General features: G+C 69.5%; 1 protein-coding gene. It reads left to right on the forward strand.

Translation table 11 applies throughout. From position 1 onward, the window contains the following. Positions 1–131: 131 nt before the first annotated feature. The coding region (locus tag G6O54_RS37060; protein ID WP_205679197.1) for a hypothetical protein at positions 132–514 on the forward strand (383 nt) is incomplete at its 3' end.

The raw sequence follows: 514 nt of genomic DNA on the forward strand, positions 1-514 counted from the left end.
TCGGCCAGGCGTCCTCAACCGTCGCGCTGGCAACCACGCCGTGGGAGTCGGCTCGGTCCGGCGGCGGCGTCAGCCCTGTCCAGGCATCCGCGAGGGTCGCCCCGGCGGTCTCCTCGTCCACCGTAACGACCATGTCCGCGCTGGCCTCCGCCCTGACCGTGGACACGATCGACTACAACAACGGCGTCGTCCTCGTCCCTGGCTCGTACCAGCTCGCGAAGCCCGGCGCGGCGGTGGACCTCCGCGCCCAGGTGACGGACGCGGCCTCGGGGACCTATACCTACTCGTGGAACACGTCGGGGCTCTCGGACGCGACCTCCATCACCGGGACCGCGACCGCCAACCTCAAGTTCTCCTGGAACACCACGTTCAGCACCACCCGGACCGACTCCGTCACCCTGACCGTCACCGATCCCAACAACGTCCAGGTCACCAAGACCTACACCTTCCAGGCGTTCGCCGGCACGGGCTCATCGACGTCCGGGACGACCTGGGGGACGACGCTCGACCCCGG

It is taken from the genome of Aquisphaera insulae (assembly GCF_011064615.1).
GTDB lineage: Bacteria > Planctomycetota > Planctomycetia > Isosphaerales > Isosphaeraceae > Aquisphaera > Aquisphaera insulae.